Origin of the sequence: Bacillus sp. AFS041924 (assembly GCF_002577195.1) — a bacterium.
Classification (GTDB): Bacteria; Bacillota; Bacilli; order Bacillales; family Bacillaceae_G; genus Gottfriedia.
In genome coordinates this window covers 1-312 of the sequence record NZ_NULG01000080.1, presented here as the reverse complement: position 1 = coordinate 312, position 312 = coordinate 1, and the positions used below count along the sequence as shown (strand labels likewise).

1 protein-coding gene is annotated in these 312 nt (G+C 38.5%); it reads right to left on the bottom strand.

Translation table 11 applies throughout. The features are described 5' to 3' along the window. Window positions 1–312 (bottom strand): hypothetical protein (locus COC46_RS22290; RefSeq protein WP_176545184.1); only part of this gene is annotated, 312 nt, incomplete at both ends.

Genomic DNA, 312 nt, shown 5'->3' with positions numbered 1-312 from the left:
AGTTTCTTTTAAATTTCGTAGTACTTGGAACGAAGGGTAAACACCTGGTGCGAACGTGTTTGGTGAAATTGTCATATGATCTAAATTAAAGCTATTTGTCATTCGATCATATCCTAATGGAACTTCAGATACATCATCCCAAAGCACAGTATATCCTACAAATACACCATCACTCCACGGAGCAGGATCAATATTTTTTGGCTTCGTCCAATCACCTAAATAGCCCATGTATGGCATCGTTAAAGGAACTGCTTTGTCTTTATTTGCACCTGTTGGTACAAGTCGAACAAACCCCTCGATAAATGCATCTTT